Raw genomic sequence first — 25,359 nt, forward strand, 5'->3', positions numbered from 1 at the left:
CTCATACGACCATTTCTGCTGGTGAGTTTTGATGGCAAATAGCCATCATCATCATTAACTTCTCTTCTGTTGCATCATCACCTTTAATCTCCCCCGTTAAGCGGCCCTCGCTCAACGTGATGATCCGGTCTGAAATCGCCATGACTTCAGGTAAATCAGAAGAAATAACAATAACCGCAACGCCTTTTTTCGCCATCTCAAAAATAACCTGATGAACTTCCGATTTGGTTCCAACATCAATACCCCGGGTTGGCTCATCAACAATTAATACTTTTGGCGACATGGCCATACACCGTGCAAGAATGACTTTTTGTTGGTTACCACCAGACAATTTACGCACTTCTTGCTCACTGCTGGCCATTTTGATTTGTAGTGCTTGTTTGTAGCTTTCTATCAAGGCGTTTTCTTTATTGCTATCCACCATCCACCCCATTTTAAGTAGATGTGATAACGCTGAAAGTGATAGGTTGTAGCGAATGGATAATCCCAGCGCGGCGCCTTCTTTTTTACGATCTTCTGGAACGAGTGCAATCCCCTTATCCAGTGCATTCATTGGGGTCGTTGGTTGATAAGGCTCACCATCAAGGATAAACTCACCCGTGGTATATTTATCTGCGCCGAATAAACAGCGTGCCACCTCAGTCCTTCCCGCCCCCATAAGGCCCGCAATACCCAGTATTTCGCCTTCATGAACATCAAAACTAATATCGTGAAGCGCGATACCATGAGGATCTAAAGGTGGCTTAGCTTTCGATAAATGTTTCACCGATAGGCGAATCGGTTTGTCTCGATGATATGTTTCGCTGGCCGGCCTACGTTCAAAAATCACATTCCGCCCAACCATCATACGTATGATCTCTTGTACTGAGGTCTCAGCCACATTCCCCGATCCGGTGTATCTGCCGTCTTGAAATACCGTGAATTTGTCACATATCTGAAAAACTTCATGTAAGCGATGTGTCACGTAAATGACGCTCACCCCACGGTTTTTCAATTCCCTAACAACACGATGCAGACTTTCTACTTCAGTATCGCTTAGAGCCGCTGAAGGCTCATCCATCACAATTAATTTAGCATTGAGCGTCAGTGCACGTGCAATTTCAATCATTTGCTGCTGGGCAACACTTAACCGTGCCACTTGGGTCGTTGGCAAAATTGCCAATTGAAGATAATCAAGGATCGCTTTGGCTTCCTGATTAAGGACTTTTTCATTAACCATCCAACGCATTTTTAGCGCTTCACGCCCTAAAAACATGTTTTCCGCTACCGTCATATTCGGTAGCAAATTAAATTCTTGATAGATAGTAATAATCCCTTTTTGTTGGCGAACAATCGGGGTATCTGTTATGGAAAGCAATTCACCGTTAAACCAAATATCACCACTGGTTTGCGGTTGAGCGCCTGCAAGTGCCTTTAAGAAAGTGGATTTACCCGCACCATTTTCCCCCAATAACGCATGCACTTCCCCTGGCATCACTGTCATTTGGGCTTGACTTAGCGCCCAGATCCCTGAAAAGCTTTTGGCAAGATTTGTAATTTTAAGTAGTGGCTCTGACATAAAAACTCCTTTTCAGGAAAACAGGGCTCACCGAGCCCTGAATAGCACTGTAAATGACTATTTCAATTCACCAATACGTTCCGCTTGATCAAGGTTATCTTTGCTAATAATTGTGGGAGGGTAATCCGCGCCTGTGATCGCTTTTTTGTCACGAATATTATCGACCAATTGCCCCATCGCCATTTTTACTGCGTAGCCTGCGCGCTGATCAGCCGTTACAGCCATCCAACCTTCCTTAATACGACTAAGTGCTTCAGGACTTGCATCAAAACCTGTCACTAAAATGTCGCCCGGTTTATAACCTTGTGCGCTCAGCGCTTCAATCGCACCAAGGGCCATATCATCGTTAGCAGATAAGATCACATCCGGTTTTTTCGCGAGTGAAGGCAATAAACTTTCGGTGATGCGCATCCCTTCCGCTCGCATCCAGTTACCATTTTGGTCAGCGACTAAGCGGTATTTACTCCCCCCTTCTTTTAAGCTATCGCGGATCCCTTTCGTACGTTCAATATTTGATGAGGAGCCAGGTTGCCCTGTAATTAAGATCAGATCGGCGCCATTTGGAAACTGCTTTTTGACATATTCCGCAATGGCGTAACCGCCTTTGTAATTATTAGCCCCAAAATGCGGCACTGGTTGTTGTGCATTAATGGTTCTATCAAGAGTCACCACCGGTAAGCCAGCGCTTTGAATTTCAACCACCGCATCGGCAATGGCATTGACATCATTAGGTGACACAATAAAGCCCTGTGCACCTCGTGTGATCGCATTTTCAATATCAGCAACCTGCTTAGGTGAGCTACCTTGCCCATCTAAGACTTGAATATTGACTCCTAACTCTTTAGCGGTTTTCACCGCCGATTTCTGCATATGCACTTCAAACGGGCTGGCCAATGTTGGCGGACTAAAGACAATTTGTTCATTTTCAGCCATCACACTCGGTGTTAAACCCAATACAGCAACCAGCGCGGTTAATTTCATGATATTTTTCATTTTGCCCTTCCCACTGATTATGAATACATGTTGTGTTTTGATGTCACCAATATTTAACATGGCGATAACATAGATATACATTAATGAAACATATATTCCAATTTTTATTATATGAAAATTTTGTTTTTGTTGTGTTGATAACGAAATTAAGTGGAAAGTCAGAAAATTATGTTACAAAGATCACAGATTTCTCTCATTCTATCCCCTGATTAAGGGGACTTCGGCGCCTTTTTTACCCCTTGAGATCTTGGTGATTTCTTTCGTAAAGAAATGAAATATTCATTCTATTTTATTAACCGATGGGATTATCTCTAAGCGAATTGCTATTAATGAATAAATCAAGAAATTCAAGTGTTCAGAATGAACAATTGACTGATTATTTGGCTAAATTAAGATTAACTATAAAATAATTTGCTTATCATTTTTATTTTTTTCTTTATTATCTAATACTGCTAATAAAATGAAGATATTAGCAATAAACTAATCAATTAAAAGGATTTATATGCTAGCTTTGACAATTTGCATTTGCCAAAATCGTCATGAAGTGATGATACCGACAACACAATTAAATAAAGAAAATGATACTCATTCATCTCATTTATTAGGTCTTAATGACCTTAATAATAACCCAAATACACTGTTTGATTTTTGGCAATCGTTGATAGATAACCTTGTTATCTCACGGTTATTTGATACACAGATTAATAATCATGCGCTGATTAAAAAAATGACCGATGAACAAGGGGTGTATAATAAGTTATTGTCTGAATACAAAGAAAAACTAGGGAAAGTTTTTTACTATAATACAAATAATTATCCAAGTGATATCCAAGGGGATCTTAAGGGGAATGTATTTTATGCTCAACATAGCATTATCCCAGCCATTAATCGAATTGATGATGATATACAACCTCATCTCGTTTCAGGCCGTAAAACATTGGTGATATTTAAGCCTCATGAAAAAATCAAAGAAAATGAGCAATTAAATATTAAGGTCTATAATGAGGATAATGAAAAGATATATTCAACCTACCTACTTCCCCCATCAAAACTGCCTAAAATTGCAGGCACTGAGCAACGGTTTACCCGCTTAACACCTGACGATTTTACTATTCCTAAATCGTTTGATTTTACTATCAATGCATCAAAAAAGATTAAAGAATTGACTGAGAGCACAAACTACCTCAATCAACTTATGACCGAAAATGACATTATTAGAGTCGATATTGACGCTGAAAATTTATCTATTAACTTAGATAGTTTAAAAAAACGCCCGAATAAAAAACTCATATTGAATTTAGCGGATAATATCGATGCAAATATTAAATATAGAAATAATTCAATACCTCTCTCTGCACAGCAATCTTTTGTTATGATAAGCGATGAAACAGGTCGTTGGTTTACTCGTGACGAATCTAGATTGTCTTTTCACTATCAACAAGCGTTAAATATTGATAAATACAAAACCCCCGAAACCTTTGATGTGGAGTTTACGACAAATGATGATATTAATCATATCTCTAAGAACCCCAAATTATTCCAAGATATCATTAAAAAAAATGACACTATTAAAATAGCAACCAGAGATTACCATTGGGCGAAAGATTTTATTATTCCCAATAGTAAACAATATGCCAATAAAAAAATACTTTTCACTTCTCAAGCTTATTTTAATAGTGATATTACCTATGGCGATAATGAAGTTAGAATTACTACGGGTGAAACTAAGCTTTTTATTAGTGATGATGAAGGTGTATGGTCAATTTACTCTCCGGATACCCAAAGTACGGTTAACTATGCCTTGCCTCAATCATTTGATATCAAGATAAATAAAAACAAGGAATTGCAAAAAATATCAAAAGATATTTGCTATTTTAACGAAGTTATCAATAACAATGATAACATCCATATCGCAACGCGTAATGCTAATTGGGCCCGTCATTTTACATTAGAAACTCATCCCAATTTTAAAAATAAAAAAATTTATTTTTCATCAGAGGCTGACTATGACAGTCATGTTTTCTATGGAGACCAAAAAATAACGATAAAAAAAGGTGATAGCCAATTATTTGTTTGTGATGAATTTGGTTTTTGGCGTACATATGAAGGTGAGCCTTTAATTAATGATGACAGTGATGAAATCAGGTATATCGAAAATGGCTGGTCTGTTGCTATTCCTGCTGAATACATTAAGCCCAAAATAAGGTTGGAATTCGATTATCATGGAAAACAAGGTACGCTATCTGATATTTATGTCGGAGCCCCAACAGAACTTCTGCTCCATACTATCGATATCGGCATGTTGACTCCCTATAGAGGAGAATTAGCATTTCAAAAAAATGCTGAATTACAACGCCAATATTTCCAACAAATCCCTATTAATCGTTTAATCGTCTCTCACTACGCTCCAATCCACTTAAAAGAGATTGTTCTTCCTTCAGGAAAACATTTAACTCATCGTTCAGATGATGATGGAGGTGGGCATAATGGGGATATGCGAGAGCAAATTTCTAAAGATCTTATTTCAGATGGCATTAATTTAGCCAATTACGGCGTTCATTCATCGGCGACAAAAGAAAATAATTACTTACCTACCGCACAAATTACGATACATAATTCCCGTGGTATATATAAAAATGGTTTACAAGAGCACGGTTGGTCAGGAGGAGCAGGAAAAGCCACATTATACAACACCGTAGATAATGAATTTAGTCATGAACTGGGTCATAATTATAAGATTGGTCATTACTTTAAGGGATTTAAAGGCGGTGTTCATGCAACCCCCGATAAACCTAATTCGACATGGGGATGGGATGCTGACAACAACTTTTTTATTCCTAACTTTGAAAAAAAGAAAACAAATAAGTACACGGTTTTAGATGCGCGTGATCCTAATGCAGAAAAAGCAGAACCCTATATGCAACATGCAATGCTAAAAGATGCTATGTCTGGTGGTGAGCTATACGATAAAGCGTACAATGCGTACACATTACATACCCCAACAACGGCTCAAGCTATTCAACATTTTTTCGAGAACTCTGCAATATTTAGCAAAACATCGTCAACAGGTTATCAAAAGTGGGATCCCAATACACAAACAATGCAAGAGTACCTACCTCCTCATACAAAAAATATTTCTTTTGTGGATGTACCAATAGTAGATAATCAAGATGTTACGGAGACAACTTTATCAGCGCTACTTAATAAAAATGACCATATAAAAATAGAGAGTTATAATTCTCACTACCCACCCAATATTTATCTACCTCAAGCGGATCACAGCAATAAAAATAAAGTGATTGAGATAGATTGCACTTCTCAATGGAGTATTAAACTACATGTTAATGGTAATAAGCAGATAATCAGCCATAATACAAAAGTGTATTATATTTCAAATGGAGATTCATGGGAGCCGTCCTCTGAATTAACCTTCATTCAAAAACCCGTAAAGCAAGGCGTTCCGGTTGTCACTTTAGTCGGTTTTTATGACCCACAAAATCAATTAAAAAGCTATATCTACCCTGCGTTAGAAGGCTCTTATGGGATGGTATACAACAACGATACTATCGATACGACTAAACCATATCTTGCAGTGACGCTACGTAATGGTGAGGTAAAACAATATCAACTTGATCAACACCGATTTATTAGCCAGTTAATGAATAAGTTCCACATTAATATTGAACGTCGCTTAGAGCCAGTAAAAGCAGAGTTATATGTTAAAGGGCAACGAGTCTCATCACAGCATATTGAACTAACTGATCAACCTCTTCCTACCACCATCAATGGTATTATTCAAAGTTAACTCTTGTGTACGCCTACTACAATACGTATAGGCGTCGTTTCATCGTCGCCATTAGCAATAATGGCGCTTTTAGCTGATATCACCACATTTAAATTGCGCTTCCTATAGAGCTATGTTATTCCCATTATTTCTTATTGATGCTTTTCGAGGCCGTTATGCTAAAGATCCTAGGTCGTACCACATCAATCAATGTTCGCAAAGTCCTGTGGGCTGCACAAGAAGCTCAACTTCCCTTCATTCATGAGCCACAATGGGGAGATGAGTTAAGCCTAAAATCTGCTGATTATCTTAAGCTTAATCCTAATGGGCTCGTCCCCGTATTAATCCACGAAAATGGTATTTTGTGGGAAAGTAATACAATTTGCCGCTATATTGCCACCAAAGCACAACGCTTTGATCTACTACCTGAAAGCCCAGAAGAAAAAGCAGACGTTGAAAAATGGATGGATTGGCAAGCAACTGAACTAAACAGCGCATGGCGTGCTGCTTTTATGGCACTTGTTCGGAAAAGTGATAGTTTTATTCAGTACCCTGAATTGATAGCTAAAAGTACTGATGAGTGGAACAGTAAAATGCTGCTGCTTGAAGCAGAGCTTGAAAAAAATGGTAATTTTATTAATGGAAAACAATTTACGGTAGCTGATATTACTCTAGCACTCTCTATACATCGCTGGTTGCTTACACCGATTATTAGGCCAAACACCCCTGCTATTTCACAATATTATCAGCAAGTATTAACGCGTCCTGCCGCTAAATTATATTTAGACCCCAATATCCCTTAATTTCAATAACCGATAATTAGTAAAGTAGAGTGTGCTAAATAAATTAGCACACTCCATTAATTATTTGACTAATTTACAAGTACGGCCTTTATCATCAGTAATGCGATTGTTAACAACATCATCTTCAGAAATTGTGGCTAAATTAAACTCATTCTTCCCATGAGACCACAACTGCATGTTTTCGCCAACATAACGAGCGCCATTTGCTGCTGGAGCGCTTTTTAACACGATAAGTTCATCGCTATAAAGCATCACAGCGGTATTTTCATCAGGGAATGAAACCCTAATTTTTTGATCTTCACACTTATAAGTGTCCGTTTTTGCCGCAAAAGCAGATGACGCTGTTAATGCAGAAACAAGTGCTATAGCCGAAACTGAAATAACTTTACGCATTTTTTCTCCTTAAATCGCTTTGAGAGGTTCTTACCTCTCGGCGATATCATGACAAATCTCATTTTTTGATACATAAGATTCATCCGTAATTATTCTTTTTTTGTCATTTCATTTTATTTTTTTAATTTATCTAAGAGTTTCTACTTGTTATTTTAATAGCTTAAATAATCTATTGCCCTAAAAAAATAGTTGTTATAGAAGTATTCTTAGCTATAAAAAATATAATGGAGAAACGGATATGAAAACAATTGGTTTAATCGGGGGAATGAGTTGGGAATCAACTTTGCTTTACTACCGGCAGATTAATGAAGGCATCAAGCAACAGCTTGGCGGTCTTCATTCAGCAAAAATCGCTTTATATAGTGTCGATTTCGCTGAAATAGAACATATGCAATCGGCAGGGCAATGGGAGCTTGCGGGTCAATACCTTGCGCAGGCAGGAAAAAACGTAGAGCAAGCAGGTGCTGACTTTGTTGTACTTTGTACTAATACAATGCACAAAGTTGCCGAGCAAATTGAGAATAACATTAATATTCCTTTACTGCATATTGCTGATGCGACTGGCGAACGCATTATCAATTCAGGCATTAGAAAAATCGGTTTATTAGGTACGGCTTTTACGATGGAGCAACCTTTTTATAAAGATCGTCTTCATGAAAAATACAATTTATCTGTGCTCACACCTAACGACCAAGATAGAAAAATTGTTCATGACATCATTTATCAAGAGCTGTGCCTAGGAAAAATCACTACCGGATCTAAAAAGCAATATCAACGAATTATGGCATCACTGGTTGAAAATGGCGCGGAAGGGATCATTTTGGGTTGCACAGAGATCACGCTATTGGTAGATCAAAATGATACATCGGTACCTATTTTTGATACAACGGCTTTACATGCTCAAAAAGCTGTTGATTTTGCTTTAAGCGAATAATAAATATTCATTTCCTTGAAAATAGCACCTTACTATTATTAGCTCAAAATAGAGTAAGGTGATCTTATGAGGTTAAATACTTTATTGATAATAGACCTTCTATTTTTGAAACAGATAAAGTGGGATAGATTTATCGTTTTTACTTTTAATTGTATTTACCTCATTTTTCGTCATTTCTTACCATGCACTAAGTGGATTTACTTAACTTTTCTTATGTTAAGAAAAATTATTTATCCAGTGATATTAGTTTTAATATCTATAACTGTACAAATCTGACATTTTTTAGATTCATTTATCGCCAAATTCACTATTAGATAAATATAAAATTTCCATATGATTATTTTGACTTTATGAAATACACTTTTTTAGCAGAATAATACTATTGAATTAATCATATTATTTCTGATAATAGCCTTACATTTTACGCTATGGATAATTGACTCATGAAGCAACCAAACTTTAGAGGAATCGCTTTAGGCAACTATATTAGAAAACTACGTACATCCCGAGGTATCTCTACGGAAGCCATGGCTGCTGCATTAAAAATATCAGAACGAAACTATATTCAATATGAAGAAGGAAGCGTCTCTATTTATGTGGAACACCTAATGATTGTTTCTAGTATACTGGATGTGGATATTAAACATTTGCTTGAAGTTTTTGAAAAACCAGGAAAACCAACTTGGATATAGATATTGACTGTCCTTCCTTCCCCCCTGAATATACAGCAGGGCTAAACGCCCTACTGTTTCCAATGTTATTTAATTTTTTGTTATTCTTAGTATTATTCTAATGATCATTTTATGATAAAGACTAGCTAGTAAATTTAATAATTAATAGTTTTAGATGAATAATAAAATTTAACAATATGAGTTAAATAAGTTAACAAGCATGCGCTTTACAAAAAAAACAGTAATAATCGCTCAATATTAATGTGTTATTGCTACTTTTATTAGCAACTATGCCATCGTATTTTTTAATATCTAATTGATAAAGCAATGCATTATCAAAATATCAACGAGATATACTGTGAATTTCTAGCTGTTTTTTAATGCGTTAATAATTTTTCACTGCCCTAAAATTTATTCTAATCCAATCGCAACATCAAAGCTAAACCACTTTATGGTGGCAGCCAATATTTTTGATTTCTTACCGACACACGATGTCAAAAACCCTATGCTTGACTGATAAACGCCATAGCAGCATCAGCCAATGAAAAATCTACTTTTTATTCACTAATCACCATTGAATACACTTTTGATGACATTTAATCTTTATTTATTTAATATATAACTTAAGTTGATTTTTTATCTGGGGTATTGGGTGAGTAAATTACATAAATACTGCACAAGTCGGTATTCATTAGCCATTGTATTTTTCCTGATTTGGATGTTGATCCTTCCTAGTATGACGTTTGCCTCGATACTTGTGTTTAAATATCGAGTGCTAGATGTAAATCATGCCTATTCACTTATGTTAGTCGTTTTATTTGTCAGGATTTTTTTATCCATTATTGTGATTCTATTTTTATCTTGCATGACATGGATAAAACCATCGATATGGCGGGTTATCGCTTTATCTGTTGTGTTAATGCAATTTGTTTTATGGCTAGATTCATACATACCTTGGCTAACTAATCTCCGTCACTAATGCCGCCATTATCGCATGCCAACCGATATAATTTATTGATATATAAGTACCTCTATCACTATGAAAGCCACGCTTTTTAGAGGTTGTAATGCGCGTTGCTACGATACCTAAAGATTCTAGGATTTAACAGATTTGAGTTTGATCTTTTGACTATAACTTATGATTTTTCATTATGTTATGAACACCACAATAATTGAGTTATCTTCCATTACTAAAGCTCCTCATTTATTAAAATGGATCAATTTTGACTTACCTGTATCGAAAGACCTCGTCCATCTGCTATTATGGCTGGCTTAGCAATTTCCTTACCGAGGATTGCCTTAAGTTTTTTGTTAGTGAGTTTATTGCCCGCATCCATAAAGCGCCTTATTTCTTATACAAAAGATACAGCAAGATGATAGGCCATGAGGACAATTAAAAACAAAAAACTTAAAATTCATTGAATTAAACAATAATCAGCAACGATACAGAACAGTAGAAAATGAACGCACAGAAAGAACAATATAACTTTAACAAGCTACAAAAAAAATTGCGCCGCGATGTAGGGCAAGCCATTGCCGACTTCAACATGATTGAAGATGGCGATCGGATTATGGTCTGCCTATCTGGTGGTAAAGACAGTTATACCCTACTTTCTATTTTGCAAAGCTTGCAAAAAAGTGCACCGATCTCTTTCTCGTTGGTTGCTGTCAACTTAGATCAAAAACAACCCGGTTTCCCCGAGCATATTCTCCCCGAATACCTTGAAAACCTCGGAATCGAGTACAAGATTGTTGAAGAGAATACCTATGGGATTGTAAAAGAGAAAATCCCAGAAGGGAAAACAACATGCTCACTATGCTCCCGTTTACGTAGAGGCATTTTATATCGTACCGCAACAGAATTAGGCGCAACTAAAATCGCACTAGGCCACCATCGCGACGATATCTTACAAACTCTTTTTCTAAATATGTTTTACGGTGGAAAACTAAAAGGTATGCCACCTAAATTAATGAGCGATGACGGTAAACATATTGTGATCCGCCCTTTAGCTTATTGCCGAGAAAAAGATATTGAGCGTTACGCCCAAGCAAAAGAATTTCCAATTATTCCGTGTAATCTTTGTGGCTCACAACCTAATTTACAGCGTCAAGTAATTAAAGATCTGCTACGTGATTGGGATAAACGCTACCCAGGTCGTATTGAAACAATGTTCAGAGCCACTCAAAATGTCGTTCCCTCTCACTTATGTGATACTGAGTTGTTTGATTTTAAAAATGTCGCTCATGGCGATACCGTCATCAATGGTGGCGATTTAGCATTTGATCGAGAAGAAATCCCCACACAACACCAAGTTGATGATGACGATAGACCTGAATTTACTGCGGAACGCCTGAATGTTATTGAGGTGAAATAACGCCATTGCCACCTTCACTTTGTATGAAGGTGGCAAGATGCTTATTTGTATCATGTTGCGACACCTGAATGTCGCTACCCCAACAAATATCCGTTTGGCATTCTCCACAATGTGAATGGATTGAAGGTAAATTTAGAATAAAAAAAAGCCGATGCAATATACATCGGCATTACAGTGGTCAATTATTCTGTACAAGAACTCAATATGAGAAAAACTACAATTATGGAGCACAACGTTCATCGCTCAACGTTGCATTCACCTGCGGAATTAATAGTGCCCCAAATCAACGTACCTTTTATTGATTTATCTCAAACAAGGGTGGGTTAACACAGATAACTTTCTTTTTAAAGCCAACGGCTTTTTCTCAACCACCAAAAAACAGTACCAATTAATACCGCCAATAAGAGACAAAATACGCTGAATGCAAACCTAAATTCACTGCCAGGAATACCTGCTAAATTGACCCCAAATAACCCTGTTAAAAAAGTTGTTGGTAAAAAAATCATCGCAAGTAGTGACATCGTATAAATACGACGGTTCATCATTTCGGTCATCATATTGGTGATTTCATCAGACATAATTGCTGTACGCGAAACAAAACCATCCAAATCCTCAATACAACGCCCTAAACGATCGGAAATTTCCTGCAACCGCCGCCTATCGGTATCATCAATCCATAATAGCTTTTCTGTCGCCAAACGCGCCAACATATCCCGCTGTGGTGCCATATAGCGACGTATCACAATAATTTGTTTGCGTAATAACGCAAGTTCACCGCGCTCAGGGATTTCACCATTCAAAATGGTATCTTCCATCCCAATTAAACGTTCATGTAAAGTATCGGTAAAGTCGCTGATTTCATCAGTAATCGCATCCGCAACTTCCACCAGCCAATCTCCGGTACTTTGCGCACCAACCCCTTCTTGTAAGTCAATAATAACTGAATCGAGCGAATTTACTTTTCTATGGCGACTTGAAATAATCAATCGACTGTTAATAAAGACACGGAAAGCGACTAGCTGTTCAGGGCGCTGGCCTGCATTAGTGTTCAACGTTTGCAATGTTAATAAAATGCCATCGCCAACTCTCAAAATTCGCCAACGACCTGCATGGCCACAAAGCGCGGCTTTAACTTGTTCGCTAAACAGCTCTGAGTTTTGGATCCATTGCTCACTTTCTCGATTTTTATAATCATAATGTAGCCAAAAAGGAGATTGTTGAGTGGCACTCGCGTTAACATCAAGGGGAATAAACCCACCCTCTCCATTTAATTGGAATGCATGTACAGGGTTTGAACTCTGAAATAATGAGCCATAAATCAACGCCATGCCGTTATCTCCTTCCTTTTTAGCCAGTTATCGTTATAGCATAGAGGGAATGTGCCGGAAATATCAAGGTGAAAAATAGCGTTGGCCCAATTCACGGTTTTATCGTATCGATAATATAAGAAATATCTTAGATTAGATTGAATATATAGGTAACATAAAATATAGGTTGAATAACGCCTATTTTTGCTTATTAGCTTATCTCAAATAAGCCCTACCAAAGCTTGAAATATCAGTATGGTACTGTTAAATCTCATTTAGAATATTTATTATTCTCCATATTTTCACCATGCCTGCTTATTATCTATTCATCATGGTAGTCATAACAAAATTCGCAAGTCCCCACTATCCAGCCTAACGCCTATATTAATATGACACATCAAAGCGAGTATATTCTCTTCGCTTATTCGACGTAATATATAAAATTTTGTTTAATTAACAGACAGCTACCAGATAATACGTAAGAATAATGCGTTAAAATGAAAGTATAGTCAGTAGAAGCGAACGATTTGTTTTGCAACCGCCATTTTTGCTAAATACCAACATTACTTTGCCACAAAAGAACAATAAATTAACATCGGACTACATTAGTATTCACTTTGTAGTGTTTATTCCTTTTTTGGTCCTCCTTCTGTCTCTCCAGCGGAAGGAGCTTTTTCTTTTTTACACCAAAAAAACAGCCCATATAAAAATATATAGGCTGCGTATGGCGTTAGTGTTCAATAATATAAAAACTATGGCTGTATGCCACATCTTCAGGGTTTTCTATTGGATACCCTTTTAACCATGGCTTAATCAAACGCCCATTCGTATACTGATATATTGGGGCAATCGGTGCTTCTTGAGCGATTATTTCTTCCGCTTGATTATAATAACGGTTACGCAACTCTTCGTTTGTCTCAATACTCGCCGAAGCCATCACCTCATCATATCTTTTGCTATTAAATTTGGGGATATTGCCACTGTGTTGAGCGGTTAATAACGATAAGAAGGTAGAGGGTTCATTAAAATCACCTATCCAAGATGCCCTAATGACGTCAAAGTTCCCCGTATTGCGGCTGTCAATATAGGTTTTCCATTCTTGGTTGACTAGCTTAACTTCAGCCCCCAATTTTTTCTTCCACATTGAAGCCACAGCAATAGCAATTTTTTGGTGATTTTCCGAACTATTATACAGAAGAACCAATCTTAACGGGTTATTAGGCCCATAGCCTGCTGAATGCAATAGCGCTTTTGCCTTTTCATCTAACTCTTTTTGGGAAGCATTATCATACATCCCTTTTTGCGGTTTGAATCCGGCTGTCACGTCTGGCGTAAAACGATTTGCTGGCTTTTCCCCTGTACCTAATACTTTTTTAGCAATCAAATTACGATCAATCGTCATTGATAAGGCTTTACGCACACGAGCATCGTTAGTTGGCGCTCTTTGTGTATTAAATGCATAGTAATAAGTACCTAATTGGTCAGGTGTGAAAACCTCATTAGGAATATCTGCCAGTAATTTTTGATAACGTTGTTTAGGGAAAGATTCTGTAATATCCAAATCCCCCGCTAAATAGCGATTTGTTGCATTTGACTCTTGGTTGATAGGAACAAAAGTCACTTTTGTGATCACAGTATTTGCATGATCCCAGTAGAATGGATTTGGTGTTAACACAATTTTTTCATTAACCATTCTATCCGATAATATAAATGCACCATTACCCACTAAATTACCAACTTTAATCCAATCCGCACCATATTTTTCGACCGTCTTAGCATGAACAGGGAATAAGCTAAAGTTAGCCGTTAAGGATGGGAAATAAGGGATTGGCTTATCAAGCGTAATTTTAAGGGTTCGTTTGTCAATGGCTTCTACCCCCAGTTGGTCGGCAGGTAATTTCCCATCAATAATTTGTTGTGCATTATTAATACCAGCAAGGGCACCAAACCACGCAAACGGTGAGGTATTTTCAGGCATAACTAACCGACGCCAGCTATATACAAAATCGTCGGCTGTCACAGGGTCACCATTTGACCAACGCGCATCAGGACGTAGCTTAAACATCCACGTTTTATTATCCGTCGTGCTCCAACTTTGCGCAACGCCGGGGATAGGTTTCCCATGACTATCTTGATTAACCAACCCTTCGAATAAATCACGCATAACCTGAGCTTCAGTCAGCCCAACAGACTTTATCGGATCTAAGGATGCCGGTTCATCTTTTAGATGACGGGTCACCTCTTGCTTTTCTGCCAGTACTGTACCAGCAGGAATAACAGCCGAAACAGCAGGAGCAGCGGTAAACATCGCTGTAAAAATAATAGCTAAAGATGAAAGTGAGCGTTTATGCATTTTGGGATTCTGTCGTATTAGCAAATAAGGTTAACTGACAATTTCGTGCTACGAGACCGAAAAATCAGCTAAGCAAATATAAAAGATATTCTACATATTATGACTAATAAAATATCTTAGCTAGAGGTTGATGGCTTCACAAAACGACCAAGAACCCTTTAGGCATCATATTCTTTCATTGTTTAAAAATCTATATACTCTACTCTAATCTGTTTCCGATGACAGACTCTTTTCTCACCACTTTAACCCTTTCTAGGTATTGTGCTTTCCCCATGGAAAATCACTTGATTTAAAATAATGAGATAAGCACTTAATTAGCAATCAAAGCAAATTGGTTGTGTTATGTTGCTATTGAATTCATCTAGTGCTAGCTTGGTCGCTAGCAAGCTCATCAATAATAATATTCGTAGTTTCACAAACTTGCTCATATATGGGAGAAAATAATATGTCACAGTCCGTCAAGTTAAAAGGTAATGAAGTCACCGTTGATGGTGTATTTTTACAGCCTGGCCATCAAGCAAAAGCATTTACCTTAGTGACTAAAGACCTTTCTGAAGCAACATTGGAAAGTTACAAAGGTAAACGTAAAGTTCTGAACATCTTCCCAAGTGTTGATACTGGCGTTTGTGCTGCATCTGTACGCAAATTTAACCAACTCGCCAATGACCTCAACAATACTGTTGTCCTGTGTATTTCTGCTGACTTGCCTTTTGCACAAGCACGTTTTTGTGGCGCAGAAGGTTTAGACAACGTTGTCACTCTTTCTACTTTCCGTCACCCTGAGTTTGCCAAAAACTATGGCGTTGCGATGACGAGTGGCCCACTAAAAGGGTTAACAGCACGTTCTGTTGTCGTATTAGACGAGAATGATAAAGTGATTTATAGCCAGTTAGTTCCAGAGATCACTGAAGAACCTGATTATGACAAAGCACTTGCTGCATTGAAGTAATCCTCAATAGCAGCCAGCCTAAAAACTGGCTGCTTATTCCCATCAACTATTCCACATAGAGCCAATTCAGTGGCTTGCCCTGCTTAGCATTCACTAAACTCGCAAACAGTTTATTTTCGCTCATCATATTGACTAACGAGTGAGAACAACAACTGAGGATTTTCATTGCCTGCTCTTTATTTGCGGGGCATGAGGATGTGAGGATATCAATAATAAGATCACGGGGTTTATTGCCATTTTTAACAAGGGCTTCCCATGTGAAACGATGGCGTTTTTCTAAATAGCGGGCTGCCGCTCTATTCATCAAATATAACTCAGCAGCCGAGGCCGCTGACTCAAACATATCATTTTTATAATGACGTTGATTGAGATACTCACGTAGTTTTGTATTCACAATAAAGTTAAGAGCGAATTGATCCATAGCAACTCCTTGCAGGCACACGGGCGGCCTTGCGATATCGGTTATCATCAATCAAAATACAGCTTTAACGTTTTTCAAATGAATATCCAGTTATTCTCAGTATAGTTTGCTTTTTGTGCTAAAAGATACCCGCAGTGATGAAATCATCGCCAACGATCACATTTCTCATCAAAAAAAGTTATTCTTGCTCTTTTTTCTGGCTCAATCCATATTCGCGTAACTTATTCGCAATCGCGGTATGGGAAACGTCAAGGCGTTTTGCCAACTTCCGTGTACTTGGATAATCACGATATAAACGTGCGAGTACCGATGCCTCATAACGTTTTGTTATTTCATCTAACGAACCATTTAAAGAGTCAACAGCCACCGTTGGTAAATTGTCTATTTCTGGCAAATCAATATCATGTGAATTCAGGACATCCCCTTCTAATTGAGTTAAGCCTTGATAAATGGCATTTCGTAACTGCCTTACATTGCCAGGCCAATAATAGCGGCTTAGATAATCAACTAAGGAAGGTGCTAATCGAGGTTTAGGGATATTTAACTCTTTAGAAAAATTCGCGACAAAAACTTCGGTTAGCGGCAAGATATCTTCTTGTCTTTCACGTAAAGGAGGAATAGTTAAGCTCAAAACATTTAAGCGATAATATAAATCTTCCCTAAATTTTTTCTGTGCAACGAGCTCTGGCAGGTTCTTTTGTGTGGCACAAATGACCCGCACATCCACTTTCACTTCTCGCTCTTCACCGACGCGCCTAAATGTTCCATCATTCAGAAAACGCAATAGTTTTATCTGCATTTGCGGTGACATTTCCGCAATTTCATCCAATAATACCGTGCCACCGTTTGCCTGTTCAAAGAACCCTTTTTTCCCATCTAAGGCATTCGGATATGCCCCTGCTGCATAACCAAACAATTCACTTTCGACCACATCATCAGGCATTGAAGCACAATTCAGCCCTAAAAATGGCGCACTACCGCGTGCACTATGCAAATGACACGCTTTGGCTAGCATATCTTTACCTGTTCCCGTTTCCCCAACTAACAATAAAGGCTCATCTAACATTGCGATACGTTTAGCACGTTCGACAACATGTGACATGGCGGGGCTACTGGCAACGATAAGGTCAAAACCATCCACATCTGCACCCACAATTTGCTTGCGCTGTTTTTCTAATATCGCTATTGATTTTAGTAATAAAACAGCACCAGTACAGTGTGACTTGCCATTTTCATCCGCTAAGATGATTGGCGTGACTTGCATTAAATAGTCATTTCCTTTTACGGTTACTCTTTCCGTATAAGCTTCAGGCTCTTCTCGCTCAAACCAACGTTGTAAACCATGGTTACTAACCAGTTGCGAGAAAGTCTTTTGTTTTATCTTGGTTTCATCCACGCCAAAAATTTGTAATGACATTGGGTTAACCAATTCAATGTTTAGTTTATTATCGATGGATAAAACTGGTTCAGGGAATGAGTTTAATAGCGCCCACACCGCCTTATGCTCCCGCTCAGACGGCATGAAAAAGATACGACGTACATCAATTACGCCATTAATACGACGAATTTCTGCCATTAACGTGCTAAACACCTGAAAATCAACAGGCGTAAAATTGAGGTATATCCGTCTCTGCGCCGATATTTCAATGCCTTTAAGATCAATATTCTGTAGGACCAATAAATCAAGCAATTCACGAGTTAGACCGATACGGTCTTGGCAAGTCACTTCGAGGCGCATGGATAAAAACCTTTAGCAGAAACAATATAGATCTAATATTTTAGCTTGATTTACGGTAAGAATACAGCACATGTGTCACATATTGTTGACACTAATAATTTACAACGTGGGAAAATGGCAAAATTGCTATTACGACAATAAGTAATAATCAGGGATGGTTGTAGAGATAACCACTTTCTGTTTTTAGGCTGGCAAGTGTACTTTACTGTCAATCACACCTGCCAGCGATGAGACTTTTATTTAGCGTCTTTTTTGCTCGGAACCGCATTTTTTATTTGGCTCAGCAGTTGCCCTCGGAAATCAGCTAAACGCGGTTTATCATCAATCCACGGTAATGGGCGACACAACTCCATCGCTTTAATCCCTAATCTGGCGGTTAATAGCCCTGCACCAATGCCTTGTGCGGCACGAGTAGATAAACGAGCTGTAATATCTTGTGATAACCAGTCCATACCCACTTCACGGATCAGCTCTGACGCTCCGGCAAAAGCAATGTTAATTAATACCATTCGAAAGAGTCGAATGCGGCTGTAATACCCTAATTCAATGCCGTAAATTGCAGCAATTCTATTAATTAAGCGAATATTTCTCCATGCAATAAATGCCATATCAACAATGGCAAGTGGGCTGACCGCAATCATCAGAGCAGACTCGGCCGACGAGCGGCTGATCTCTTTACGTGCTTGTTCATCAAGAATCGGCTGAACTAATTTGCTATACAACTCAACCACTTCACGGTCATTGTGTGTTTCCTGTATCGTAGCCTGCCAACGTTGTAATGCGGGATGCTGCTCCGAAAGTGCCGACTGTTTTGCCAGTTTTTCACAAAAGATTTTCCCTTGCCCCATGCCATGGCTGTGTAGCAATTCCCTTGCAATATCACGCTCTTGAGCCCGCTCTTTTAAGCGATATAGACGCCGCCATTCTGTGGCAATTGATCCGACACCTGCAACGACAATTAGTCCTCCTGCGGCTGCTGTACCCAATGCAGTCCAATCTTGCGTGACCCATGACGTGTGGATCCAGATACCTAACTGAGCCATCACACTCACAGCAAAAATCCCAACTGCCGTTCCGACTAGCCTACGCCAGAAACTCCTTTTAGGCTTAAGCGCTTCGTTAATTAAACTTTCAACCTCACCTTCTTGCTCATCTTGCTCGGCCTCAATTTCTACGGGCGTAAATTTATGTTGCTCTTGCGGATCAAAGTGGCGTGCTTTTCTGAGTTTTTCAGCCTCTGCTGCTATATCTTCTTCGGAAAAATCAACTCGTTGTTTGATTGGTTCATTCATTTCAATTTATCTCCCAACAAGAACTCCAGTGCACTGTCCATCCGAATATGAGGTAACGGCTGATCTAACGGTGTTTGCCGAGGACGGAAGTTTTCAAACTCAAACCGCTGCTTTTGCCAAAAGACTTCACTCGGAAGCCTTTTTGGAACCTCCCCTGGATAGAATGTCATCGATTGACCATCGCTCAAACGTTCCCCTTTTAATGCTGGCAGCTTTTCACCTTGATAATCAACAATACCACTCTCTGTGGCTTGGATAGACGCAAGACCAATACAATCCATGCTAATTCCTTCGAATGCTGCGTTTTGCCAAGCCTCTTGGACCAACTGCTGTAATAACGATACTAGGTTAGCATGTTGATCTGGCGTGACATGGTCAGACTTACTTGCAGCAAATAGCAGCTTATCTATGCAGGGGGAAAACATACGTCTTAGTAGCGTTCGTTTACCATAATGGAAGCTACGCATTAGCTGTGTCAGAGCCATGCGCATATCGTTAAATGCGTCCGGACCACTGTTTAAAGGTTGTAAACAGTCCACCAGAACAATTTGCCGATCAAACCGTTGAAAATGGTCTTTATAAAAGCCTTTTACAACATTCTCACAGTAATATTGATAGCGACGCTGTAGCATACCAATGTTGGTATGCTTATCGGCTTGCGCCAGTTTTTTCTCACCATATTTTTCGATATTCGGCCATGGAAAAAACTGTAATGCTGGCGCTCCAGCAAGCTCCCCTGGAAGTACAAAACGTCCGGGTTGAATAAAATGTTGGCCTTGCGCTTTACACTCTTCTAAATACGTGGTGTAGGCCGTGGAAATTGCCGCGAGTAAATTTTCATCGGCGGGTGCGAGTGGGTCACATGACTCACATAATGTTAACCATGCTTGCGCAAGCTTACCTCGCTCCCCTTTTTGTAAGGTCTTCATTTGAGAAGACCATTCTAAGTAGCTTTGATCAAGCATAGGAAGGTCGAGTAACCATTCCCCTGGATAATCGATAATTTCCAGATATAAAGAAGAGTTATCAACAAAATGACGAAAAAATGAGTCTTCTGAGCGATAATGTAATTTCAAGCGTATTTCACTGACACCGCGTGTCGGCGTTGGCCATTGAGGGGGATGACCATATAATTGTGCGATCCCTTCATCATACGTAAAGCGCTGGATCGAAAAATCACGTTGCGGTATCCGTTTTACACCCAGTAAACGGTTATCTCGTGCGGCTGAAAATAGCGGTAAACGCGCACCACTATTTACATTTAATAGCTGATTTACAAGAGAAGTAATAAATGCTGTCTTTCCACTACGACTCAGCCCAGTTACGGCGAGCCTAACATGGCGATCGACACTACGATTCACCAAATCCGTCAATTCATTTTGCAGCCGTTTCATATTTCTCCCACTCGCTCAAATATTATTGATGCCTAATTTAGCATAAATTCAGCATCACTAATTTGTTGAGTGCAATTTGTTTTTATACGGTTCAATCAATAACCACTGTATTTTATACGATTATTTTACTATCCGTTTTGTTAAATAACCGATGACCCACTTACTGCCTACTATTTTGAGTATTTTGCCAAGAATACCTCCTGGCCCATAAGTTATGGCAAGTGTTGCAACTATCTTCAACCCTTTACTGAGTGCTTGTTTTTTGGCTTGTTGTTTGAGTTTACGTTTAATATTCGTTTGCATAGTGCCACCGCATGAATTTAAGCGTTGGATAGACATTTTAGGGAATAAAACAAAAGTCTTATTCCCCGAAATGTGAGGGCGCACATTAATTATAAATGACGAAACTTACTATTAACGGTATAGGTATCTGAGGTGACATAGCGCTCTATTTGGCGTAAGCGTAGTTCACCTGATTTTAACTGTGCATCAATTTCATTAAATAGTTTTGAAACTTCAACACTAACATCTTGACCTTGATAACCACTTGGAGCTTTAGGTAGCACAAAACACATGACGATATATAAGACCAGTGTTAATCCAAAGCTCATAAAGAGTGCCAATATGGCAATCACCCTGACTAAGGCAACCGGTAAATCAAAAAATTGTGCGATACCGGCACACACTCCGCCAAAAACACGACGGTCAGTTAATCGATATAATTGGCGATTGCGAAAATCGGTCATTATTTTTGCCTCCAATTAGGATGTTCCGCATCCAGAATATCTTCCAACGTTTTAATGCGCTGTTGCATACGTTGTGTCTGCTCTGCAAGCTGAGTTAAACGTTGGATTTCATTTTCTGTTAGCTGGCTCCCCTGCCTGTTATTCTGTTTGTTGTAGTGTAACCACAACCAAAACGGCAGAATAAAAATGAGAAAAACAATCAGTACGAGAGACAGAAAAACATAGCCCATCACATTTCCTTATATCAAATGGTGGTATCCGCCTTCCCTAGCGCAGCCATTCGCTACGCTAAGGTTTAGGGATTACAAAATTACTGTTCTTTATTAGTGTTGATTTTAGCCTTTAATGCCGCTAATTGTTCACTAATTTCATCATCTGCTTTCAATTCAGCAAATTGTTGTTCCAATGATTTTTGTTTACCAATACCGTAGCTCTGAGCTTCACCTTCCATATGGTCAATACGGCGTTCGAACTGCTCAAAACGTGCCATTGCTTCGTCTAACTTACCACTATCGAGTTGACGACGAACATTACGGCTAGATTGTGCCGCTTCTAAACGCACCATCATGGATTGCTGTTTAGCGCGCGTTTCTTGCAATTTATTTTCAAGCTCAGTGATTTCACCTTTCAAGCGCGTTAGCGTCTCTTCAACAATAATAAGCTCATGTTTTAAGGTATCAACCATTGAGTTGACTTTTTGCTTTTCAATCAATGCGGCACGCGCAAGATCTTCTTTATCTTTCACAAGAGCCAATTCCGCTTTTTCTTGCCAATCAGCAACTTGCTTTTCGCCCATTTCGATACGACGCTCTAAACCTTTTTTCTCTGCTAAAGTACGAGCCGATGTCGAACGGATTTCAACTAGCATGTCTTCCATTTCCTGAATCATCAGGCGGATCATTTTTTGCGGATCCTCTGCTTTGTCCAGCAAAGATGCGATATTTGCATTAATGATATCGGCAAAACGTGAAAAAATACCCATTATTTATTTCCTCTTGATGGATTTTATCATTCAGTAGAGCCTCAACCCGATTTTGGCTTCCAACCAATACGTGATGCTCCGTTTAACTGTTTTCATCCGCCACATAACGTTGTGACAAGGACATTCGTTCTATTACGATTAATTTACTGCAATCAGCGTGCCAACTTTCATAAAAATACATAACACTTTGAATTATAACCAATAAATTATTTTTGTATTCATTAGCGTCAATCTAGACTATATTTTAAATAGGCCAACAAAACCAACTATTGGTAAAAATAACCATGAAAAACACTAATGATACAATTATTGGTAACTCATCTAACTTTTTAGATGTACTTGAACGGACGTCTGAACTGGCTCAACTAAATAAACCCATATTAGTCATTGGTGAGCGCGGTACAGGTAAAGAGCTAATTGCCGATCGCCTACACTACCTTTCTCCTCGTTGGCAAGAACCCTTTATCTCCCTAAATTGCAGTGGACTCAATGAGAATTTGCTAGATTCTGAATTATTTGGCCACGAAGCAGGCTCATTTACGGGCGCTCAAAAACGCCATCAAGGTCGTTTCGAACGGGCAGATAAAGGCACGCTGTTCCTCGATGAACTTGCTACTGCGCCTATGTCCGTACAAGAAAAGCTTCTTCGTGTTATTGAATATGGCGAACTTGAACGTGTTGGTGGCAGTCAATCTCTGAAAGTCAACGTGCGTTTAGTGTGTGCGACAAATGCAAATTTACCTGAATTGGCAAAAGAGGGCCGCTTTCGGGCAGATCTACTCGATAGGTTAGCCTTTGAAGTGATCCGTATTCCACCTTTACGTGAGCGTGTGTCCGATATCATGCTCTTAGCCGAACATTTTGCCATCGCAATGTGTGGTGAACTCAAACGCCCATATTTCAGCGGCTTTAGTCCAAAAGCACAGCAAGCGTTAGAGCAATATCCGTGGCCGGGTAATATTCGTGAATTAAAAAATGTGGTTGAGCGTTCCGTTTATCGGCATAAAGATAATGATGCGCCTGTTGAAACAATTATTTTTGACCCTTTTGGTGAGAAACTCGCCGCCCTCTCAAACCCTGAAAAGATACCAGAGCAAAAAATATCATTACCCTCTTTGCCATGTGATTTACGCCTTTGGCAGCAGCAAAGTGAAAAACAATTACTTGAGCAAGCTTTACAACAGAGCCAATTTAATCAGCGTAAAGCCGCTCAGCGGTTATCTCTAAGTTATGATCAGCTACGTGGGTTAATTAAAAAACATCAAATTAATCTTGATAATTTATCAACTAATAATTAAATCGATATGATACTAAAATAAATTAAAAGCTCTGTTATTTATCTCTTATGGTGTTAAATATCCGTTTCAGTCAACGTCAAAACGAAGCTGACTGAACATGGCATGATTGTCTTTAACAGCACTTAAATGCTATTTCTCGGCAATAGTAGCTACATTTGCAATTAATGAGTGATTAATCCATAAACTATCTTTTCTCCCTATTAATAGTATTATTCGTAGGGGGAGTAAGAACGTATATTTTTATTTGTAGTGTACAACATAATTGAGTAGATAAATAATGACCGAACTAAAATAGCCGATGTGATTTTTTAAATATTGTTAATCTTCATATATCACTCTACTATTACATTAAAGGATAAATGGCTAACATCTCGATTAGTAAATATACGTACATCTAATAAGTGTGAAATAAACTGCAAGTAAAGCTATCAAGTTAACTGAGTTTAATTTAATTAACATTACGAAAGCTAATCACTTAATTTTTATTTTATACGTTACTTGTCATTGACCGTTTTGTCACTGTTTATGGCTATATTTTTGAGGGTATAAAATGGCTATCATAAAAAAAATGATTTTATTCTCTTTATTGATAAGTTGCACTTACTCTGCACATGCAATCGGTATTATAAAAGCACTTTCTGCATGCGATAGTCGTTTTTTTGAAGAGATAAAACATAACCAAGAATTCGCAATGATCCCCCAAAATATCACTATCGCTGAATTATTTAGTCAATCAGGCATCAATATTCCTTTGCAATACACCACTAAAGATGGTTTAGAACTTACCCACTTTATCGCCATTGCTATTGATCTTGAGCGTTATAAAGAAATTTCTAATAACCGGATTGGGGGAAGGTTTTATTACTGGGGGTTTGAAACATCCATGCCAGAACAAGATGTCATTCAACATTTATCTCAGCACATCCCCCTGATTGAAGGGGCTGGCTATTTTGTCGCCAATTCAAAAATGCGAAATGCGATTTCTGAACCTTGGCAAAAAAACCTCACGCCAGTTAGCGGCCTGATCCCTGTTGGTGATTCCGCTGAAAAACTGTTTTTTATCGAAGCCAACAAGGAAAATAACACGGTTAAAATTATGTGTACTTTACAAGGCAATGTTGAAGAAAAGGATTTACAAGCCGTTGGGTTAATACACTAGCCGACCCTTATCCGTTTTGATATGTATAATCTATCTATTTTGAGATAAAAAAAAGCCAGCACCCATGCTGGCTATAAAAAAACACTGGAAGCAATGTGAGCAATGTCATGCCTGACCACAAGCTTTTTGCTTAGGAGGCAAAGCGAATGATAATAGTTATCAGTACCATTTGTAAAGCAGTTTAATGAGATTTTTTCTCATTTAAGTAT

At 38.5% G+C, this 25,359-nt stretch carries 21 protein-coding genes; 8 read left to right on the plus strand and 13 right to left on the minus strand.

Annotated features, from left to right (window positions below):
* Window position 1: 1 nt before the first annotated feature.
* Together PR675_RS02355 and PR675_RS02360 are read right to left on the minus strand one after the other, a co-directional pair.
* Window positions 2-1,558, minus strand: a complete 1,557-nt coding sequence (locus PR675_RS02355) for a sugar ABC transporter ATP-binding protein (protein ID WP_004919284.1) — start codon at window positions 1,556-1,558, stop codon at window positions 2-4.
* Window positions 1,559-1,615: 57 nt separating this feature from the next.
* The gene (locus PR675_RS02360) at window positions 1,616-2,539 is read right to left on the minus strand and encodes a substrate-binding domain-containing protein (RefSeq protein WP_014658246.1); all 924 of its coding nucleotides are present in this window, start codon (window positions 2,537-2,539) and stop codon (window positions 1,616-1,618) included.
* Window positions 2,540-3,053: 514 nt separating this feature from the next.
* Here PR675_RS02360 and PR675_RS02365 point away from each other — a divergent pair.
* Window positions 3,054-6,356, plus strand: a complete 3,303-nt coding sequence (locus tag PR675_RS02365; RefSeq protein WP_060561301.1) for a M66 family metalloprotease — start codon at window positions 3,054-3,056, stop codon at window positions 6,354-6,356.
* Window positions 6,357-6,511: 155 nt separating this feature from the next.
* On the plus strand, window positions 6,512-7,138 hold the full coding sequence (locus PR675_RS02370; RefSeq protein ID WP_036943877.1) for a glutathione S-transferase family protein: 627 nt from the start codon (window positions 6,512-6,514) through the stop codon (window positions 7,136-7,138).
* Window positions 7,139-7,198: 60 nt separating this feature from the next.
* Here PR675_RS02370 and PR675_RS02375 read toward each other — a convergent pair whose 3' ends face one another.
* Entirely contained in the window at window positions 7,199-7,531 is a 333-nt protein-coding gene (locus PR675_RS02375; RefSeq protein WP_004919278.1) for an MliC family protein, read from the minus strand.
* Window positions 7,532-7,769: 238 nt separating this feature from the next.
* Between PR675_RS02375 and PR675_RS02380 the strand changes: the two genes are divergently transcribed.
* The 3 genes from PR675_RS02380 to ttcA all read left to right on the plus strand — a co-directional run bounded on the left by PR675_RS02380 (window position 7,770) and on the right by ttcA (window position 11,511).
* Complete coding sequence (locus PR675_RS02380; RefSeq protein ID WP_036940038.1) at window positions 7,770-8,465, plus strand: aspartate/glutamate racemase family protein; 696 nt, start codon at window positions 7,770-7,772, stop codon at window positions 8,463-8,465.
* A gap of 443 nt (window positions 8,466-8,908) precedes the next feature.
* A complete protein-coding gene (locus tag PR675_RS02385; protein ID WP_004919272.1) occupies window positions 8,909-9,157 on the plus strand; it encodes a helix-turn-helix domain-containing protein in 249 nt (82 codons plus the stop codon).
* Between the two features lie 1,439 nt (window positions 9,158-10,596).
* Complete coding sequence (gene ttcA, locus PR675_RS02390; RefSeq protein WP_060561302.1) at window positions 10,597-11,511, plus strand: tRNA 2-thiocytidine(32) synthetase TtcA; 915 nt, start codon at window positions 10,597-10,599, stop codon at window positions 11,509-11,511.
* A gap of 344 nt (window positions 11,512-11,855) precedes the next feature.
* Here the strand turns inward: ttcA and zntB are convergent, their stop codons facing one another.
* Both zntB and PR675_RS02400 read right to left on the minus strand, forming a co-directional pair.
* Window positions 11,856-12,839: a zinc transporter ZntB gene (zntB, locus tag PR675_RS02395; RefSeq protein ID WP_004919264.1), complete on the minus strand. Its 984-nt coding sequence runs from the start codon at window positions 12,837-12,839 to the stop codon at window positions 11,856-11,858.
* Between the two features lie 709 nt (window positions 12,840-13,548).
* The gene (locus tag PR675_RS02400; protein ID WP_004919261.1) at window positions 13,549-15,171 is read right to left on the minus strand and encodes a peptide ABC transporter substrate-binding protein; all 1,623 of its coding nucleotides are present in this window, start codon (window positions 15,169-15,171) and stop codon (window positions 13,549-13,551) included.
* Between the two features lie 445 nt (window positions 15,172-15,616).
* On the opposite strand from PR675_RS02400, the gene tpx reads away from it, so the two are divergent.
* Window positions 15,617-16,120 (plus strand): thiol peroxidase, encoded by a 504-nt coding sequence (gene tpx / locus PR675_RS02405; RefSeq protein WP_014658239.1) that lies wholly within the window; start codon window positions 15,617-15,619, stop codon window positions 16,118-16,120.
* A gap of 46 nt (window positions 16,121-16,166) precedes the next feature.
* On the opposite strand, the gene PR675_RS02410 is transcribed toward tpx, so the two are convergent.
* The 8 genes from PR675_RS02410 to pspA form a co-directional block, all read right to left on the minus strand.
* On the minus strand, window positions 16,167-16,541 hold the full coding sequence (locus PR675_RS02410) for a hypothetical protein (RefSeq protein ID WP_014658238.1): 375 nt from the start codon (window positions 16,539-16,541) through the stop codon (window positions 16,167-16,169).
* Between the two features lie 178 nt (window positions 16,542-16,719).
* Entirely contained in the window at window positions 16,720-18,279 is a 1,560-nt protein-coding gene (tyrR, locus tag PR675_RS02415) for a transcriptional regulator TyrR (RefSeq protein ID WP_004919254.1), read from the minus strand.
* Between the two features lie 236 nt (window positions 18,280-18,515).
* Entirely contained in the window at window positions 18,516-19,571 is a 1,056-nt protein-coding gene (locus PR675_RS02420) for a YcjF family protein (protein ID WP_060561303.1), read from the minus strand.
* Window positions 19,568-20,965, minus strand: a complete 1,398-nt coding sequence (locus tag PR675_RS02425; RefSeq protein ID WP_060561304.1) for a YcjX family protein — start codon at window positions 20,963-20,965, stop codon at window positions 19,568-19,570. Before PR675_RS02425 ends, PR675_RS02420 begins: the two co-directional genes overlap by 4 nt.
* 120 nt (window positions 20,966-21,085) lie before the next feature.
* Window positions 21,086-21,268: a hypothetical protein gene (locus tag PR675_RS02430; RefSeq protein WP_004919249.1), complete on the minus strand. Its 183-nt coding sequence runs from the start codon at window positions 21,266-21,268 to the stop codon at window positions 21,086-21,088.
* A gap of 89 nt (window positions 21,269-21,357) precedes the next feature.
* Window positions 21,358-21,711, minus strand: a complete 354-nt coding sequence (pspC, locus tag PR675_RS02435) for an envelope stress response membrane protein PspC (protein ID WP_014658236.1) — start codon at window positions 21,709-21,711, stop codon at window positions 21,358-21,360.
* The gene (pspB, locus tag PR675_RS02440; protein WP_004919244.1) at window positions 21,711-21,941 is read right to left on the minus strand and encodes an envelope stress response membrane protein PspB; all 231 of its coding nucleotides are present in this window, start codon (window positions 21,939-21,941) and stop codon (window positions 21,711-21,713) included. Before pspB ends, pspC begins: the two co-directional genes overlap by 1 nt.
* A gap of 80 nt (window positions 21,942-22,021) precedes the next feature.
* The gene (pspA, locus tag PR675_RS02445; RefSeq protein ID WP_004919242.1) at window positions 22,022-22,693 is read right to left on the minus strand and encodes a phage shock protein PspA; all 672 of its coding nucleotides are present in this window, start codon (window positions 22,691-22,693) and stop codon (window positions 22,022-22,024) included.
* Window positions 22,694-22,977: 284 nt separating this feature from the next.
* Between pspA and pspF the strand changes: the two genes are divergently transcribed.
* Both pspF and PR675_RS02455 read left to right on the plus strand, forming a co-directional pair.
* Entirely contained in the window at window positions 22,978-23,991 is a 1,014-nt protein-coding gene (pspF, locus tag PR675_RS02450; RefSeq protein ID WP_004919240.1) for a phage shock protein operon transcriptional activator, read from the plus strand.
* 550 nt (window positions 23,992-24,541) lie between these two features.
* The gene (locus tag PR675_RS02455; RefSeq protein WP_004919238.1) at window positions 24,542-25,150 is read left to right on the plus strand and encodes a hypothetical protein; all 609 of its coding nucleotides are present in this window, start codon (window positions 24,542-24,544) and stop codon (window positions 25,148-25,150) included.
* Window positions 25,151-25,359 lie beyond the last annotated feature (209 nt).

Source organism: Providencia sp. PROV261 (assembly GCF_028477945.1).
GTDB lineage: Bacteria > Pseudomonadota > Gammaproteobacteria > Enterobacterales > Enterobacteriaceae > Providencia > Providencia stuartii.